Below are 4,248 nucleotides of genomic sequence, written 5' to 3'. Positions count from 1 at the left end.
GGCCGCCCGCCGCTGCGGCTGGCCGAGATGACGACACTGGAGGCCGCCGAGGCGGTCACCACGAGCCCTGTGGTGATCATCCCGGCGGGCGCGTTCGAACAGCACGGTCCCGGTATGCCACTGGCCACGGACACCGTCCGGGCCGAGGGAGTGGCCGACCGGGTGGCCGCCGCGCTGGCCGGGCGCGCGGTGATCGGTCCTTCGCTGCCGGTCGGTGTGTCGCCGCACCATCTCGCCTTCGCGGGCACGGTCACTCTCACCACCACGACTCTGGCCGCGGTGGTCCGTGAGTATGTGGAGAGCCTCCACCGGCACGGCTGGCGAAAAATACTCGTGGTGACCGGCCATGGCGGCAACAACGCCACACTGGCCACGGTGGCGCAGGATCTGCTCACCACCCGTCCCGATCTCCAGTTCGCCTGGTCACCCGTCACCGCGCTGGCCGCGGATGTCGTGTCCGGGATGGAGGTCAGCGAGGTGCACGGCCACAGCGGTGAGGCCGAGACCGCGCAGATGCTCCATCTCGCTCCTGAACTGGTGCACACCGACCGGCTCGTGGCCGGTACGACGTCCACCTCCCAGCTCGATCCGCTCCCCCGGCTCTCGCGCCACGGCGGCCATCCCGCGCTCGCCGTCCGCTACGACCGGATCAGTGAGAACGGCATCCTCGGTGACCCCCGCCGGGCGACCGCCGAGGACGGACAGGCGGTCGTCGACGCCGTTGTGGTCCGTCTGGTCGCCTTCGTCAAGGAGTGGCTGGACGTCTGACACCGGACCCGCCACCGCTCCACCCGCGTACGGCATCACGCACCCGCCCTGCCCGTCCTTCCGCAAGGCCGTAAAGGCGTAAGGGCGAGCGTGGTGCCGTAGACAGCACCTTCCCGTACGACACATCCCGCACAGCACACAACGCACAGCACGCAATACACAACGCACCACACACAGCGCCCGCCGCACCGCGTCGGACCGCACCGCGTCGGACCGCACCGCGTCGGACCGCACCGCGTCGGACCGCACCGCATCACACCGCACACCGCGGACACACCACACACAACGCACAACGCCCTTCGCGTATCGGCCGTCGCCCGCCCATCACGCGATCCCGCCCCGCAGCACGGGGCACCCCTGTCCGAAAACCAGCCGGCCGTCCGCCTCAGGCGTCCGGCAGAAGGAGCCTGCCATGAACTCCCTCCAACGGATGGCGACAGCCGCCGTGAGCCTCGTCCTGTGCGTCGGAGCGACCGGGACCGCGACCGCCGCCGTCCCCACGGCCGCGACCGCGTCGAAGCCCTCGAAGCCGTCGAAGCCCTCGAAGTCCGCCTGCCGGCTGCCCGCGCCTCAGCAGCCCGGTACGAGCGCGTCGCGGACCATCAGCAGCGGTGGCCGTGACCGTACGTACCAGCTCCATCTCCCCGACAACTACGCCGAGAAGCGCGACTGGCCGCTGGTCCTCGCCTTCCACGGCCGCGGCAACACCGGCGCCGGGACGGAGGAGTTCTCCAAGCTCTCGACGCTCCCGGCCGTGGTCGTGTACCCGGACGGTGTCATCGGCACCGGCGACGGCGACCGTCAGGCATGGCAGGGCGCGCCGTACGCGGCGGCCGGTGTGGACGACGTCCGGTTCACCGAGGACCTCCTCGACCGTCTCGAAGCGACACTCTGCGTCGACGAACGACGGGTGTACGCCACGGGCAAGTCCAACGGCGCGGGCTTCGTCGGTACGCTGCTCGCCTGCCACGCGGCCGACCGGATCGCCGCCATCGCTCCCGTGGCCGCCGCCCTCTACCCGACCGGCGAGAAGTGCGAGCCGTCACGTCCCGTACCGGTCATCGAGTTCCACGGCACGGGCGACGCGACCATCCCGTACGCCGGCGACGCCGACCGCGGACTGCCCGCGATCCAGGACTGGGTGGCCGACTGGGCCGACCGCAACGGCTGTGACGCGCGCGCCCGCGACTCGGTGATCGGTTCCGACGTCACCGTCTCGCGCTGGCGCGGCTGCGACCGCGGCGCCGAGGTCCGCCATGTCGCGGTCACCGACGGCGGTCACACCTGGCCCGGCGCCGACAGCTACAGCGGCGGCGGATACACCACGCAGACCATCGAGGCGCACGAGGTCATGTGGCAGTTCCTGCGCCAGTTCCGCACTCCCGCGTCCCACCGCTCCCCCGCGTCCCACCGCTGAGCCCGCCGAGTAAGCAGCCCTCCGCGGATCAGTCCCGTCCCCGCCGATTCAGGAACCGAGCAAGGAGCCGCTCCCATGACCACTTCGACCCCAGCGCCACCCGGCAGACCCGCGCCACCGGGCGACGAGACCCGGCTGCCGCGCGTCGTCCGCGCGATGGCCGTCATCGAACGGGCCGGCAACGCGCTGCCGCATCCGTTCTGGCTGTTCTGGATCCTCTCCGCCGTACTCGCGGCCGTCAGCGCCGTGCTGGCCGCGGCCGATGTCTCGGTCGTCTCGCCCAGCGACCACAAGACCGTCGCGGTACAGAATCTGCTCAGCGGCGACGGCCTGGCGATGGCCGTCTCGACGATGATCGAGAACTTCGCCACCTTCCCGCCGATGGCCACCATCGTCGTGGTCATCATGGGCGTCGCCGTGGCCGAGCGCACCGGTTTCCTCGCGGCGCTGATGCGGGTCAGCGTCTCGCGGGTGCCGGCCTCCTGGGTGGTGTTCGCCGTCGCCTTCGCGGGCACGGTGGCCCATGTCGCCTCGGCCGCCGCGTACATCATCCTCGTACCGCTGGGCGGTCTGGCCTTCCGCGCGGTGGGCCGCTCGCCCATCCTCGGTGTCGTCGTCGCCTACACGGCCATCGCCTCCGGTTACGACGCGAGCCCGATCCCGACGCCCAACGACGCCATCTTCGCGGGCATCACCACGGCGGCGGCGCGGATCGTCGGCGGGGACGCGGCCTATGTCTCGCCGCTGAGCAACTGGTTCTTCAACATCGCCTCGTCGGTGCTGCTCGCGGCCGTCATCACGCTGGTCACCAAGTTCGTACTGAGCCGGCGGCCCGATCTCGACGCGGACCCGGACGCCGAGCTCGAAGACCTCGGCGCGCTCACCCTCAGCGCCCGGGAGCGCTCGGCGCTGCGCGGCGCCGTGCTCACCCTGCTGGCGACGCTCGTGGTGATGGTCGCGGTCATGCTGCCGCAGGCGTCACCGCTGCGCGGCGAGGGTGGCAGCATCGTGGACTCGCCGTTCCTGGACGGGATCGCGGCGGTCGTGGCGGTGGTCTTCGGTCTGGTGGGTACGGTGTACGGCTACCGCTCGGGCTCGATCAGCTCGCCCGGTGACGTACCGAGGCTGATGGCCGAGGGCGTCAAGCAGATGGCGCCGGTGCTGGTGCTGTTCTTCGCGATCGCCCAGTTCCTCGCGTACTTCGACTGGACACATATCGGCGATGTGCTCGCGGTCAGGGCCGCCGAGGCGCTGGAGCAGAGCGGGATGCCGATCGTGCTGGTGTTCCTGCTGATCCTGGTCCTGCTGACGCTGGTCAATGTGATGGTCACCAGCGGATCCGCGATGTGGGCACTGGCCGCGCCCGTCCTGGTGCCGATGCTGATGCTCGTCAGCGTCCCGGCCGAGACGACTCAGGCGCTGTTCCGGATCGCGGACTCCGGATCGACGGCGATCACTCCGATGAGCCCGTACTTCATCATGGCGCTGGGCTTCCTCCAGCGTTACCGCAAGAACGCGGGCATCGGCACACTGGCCTCGTACACACTCCCGCTGGCCGTCGCCATGACACTCGCGTGGACGGCGCTGTTCCTGGTCTGGTGGGCCACGGGCATACCGCTCGGCCCGGGCGCTCCGGTGCGCTGACTCACGGGTGTGCCGAGCACGTTCACGGGGGAGGGAGCCGCGCCGATGGCTCCCTCCCCCGTACAGCGCCCCTACCGCGCCCGGGGGCTGTATCGCGGCCTGATGAAATCGGCCGCGGGCTCCCTCACCGTGGGCCGGACCCCGGCTCGCCGCCGAGGACTGGAAGTTGACGGTCTGGGGCAGCGGGCCGCGCGGTCCCGCCGTGGACTTCGGCTACGACGATCTGCGCGCGCTGCCGTCGAGCGGGAACGGTCCGCTGATTCGCCGGCCGTCTCCGGCGCGCCGTACGGCCGGTCACGTCCCAAGGGCGCGACCGGCCGCGTGGCGGCGCCGGACCGCTACGGACGCGGAGTCCCGCGCCTCCACTTCCTGTCCGTGGCCGCGCGGTCCACGGCGGCTACCGGCTCGGCGGCATGTCC

Annotated in this window: 4 protein-coding genes; all 4 read left to right on the top strand. The window is 71.2% G+C overall.

What is annotated here, in order from left to right; translation table 11 throughout:
- A partial coding sequence (locus GA0115259_RS08635) for a creatininase family protein (RefSeq protein ID WP_218104209.1) occupies positions 1–768 on the top strand: 768 nt, incomplete at its 5' end.
- 412 nt (positions 769–1,180) lie between these two features.
- Entirely contained in the window at positions 1,181–2,185 is a 1,005-nt protein-coding gene (locus GA0115259_RS08630) for a CE1 family esterase (protein WP_093593252.1), read from the top strand.
- A 75-nt stretch (positions 2,186–2,260) separates the two neighbouring features.
- Positions 2,261–3,829, top strand: coding sequence for an AbgT family transporter (locus GA0115259_RS08625; RefSeq protein WP_093593248.1), 1,569 nt, complete (start codon positions 2,261–2,263; stop codon positions 3,827–3,829).
- Between the two features lie 45 nt (positions 3,830–3,874).
- Positions 3,875–4,248 (top strand): hypothetical protein (locus GA0115259_RS42580; protein WP_218104208.1); only part of this gene is annotated, 374 nt, incomplete at its 3' end.

Source organism: Streptomyces sp. MnatMP-M17 (assembly GCF_900091995.1).
GTDB lineage: Bacteria > Actinomycetota > Actinomycetes > Streptomycetales > Streptomycetaceae > Streptomyces.
Note: the sequence above shows the minus strand (reverse complement) of the source record. Positions and strands in the feature narration are given on the sequence as shown.

What these genes read in the sequence shown, in the direction of transcription:
- GA0115259_RS08630 (WP_093593252.1), top strand. Translation starts at nt 1,181, where the DNA reads ATGAACTCCCTCCAACGGATGGCGACAGCCGCCGTGAGCCTCGTCCTG.
- GA0115259_RS08625 (WP_093593248.1), top strand. Translation starts at nt 2,261, where the DNA reads ATGACCACTTCGACCCCAGCGCCACCCGGCAGACCCGCGCCACCGGGC.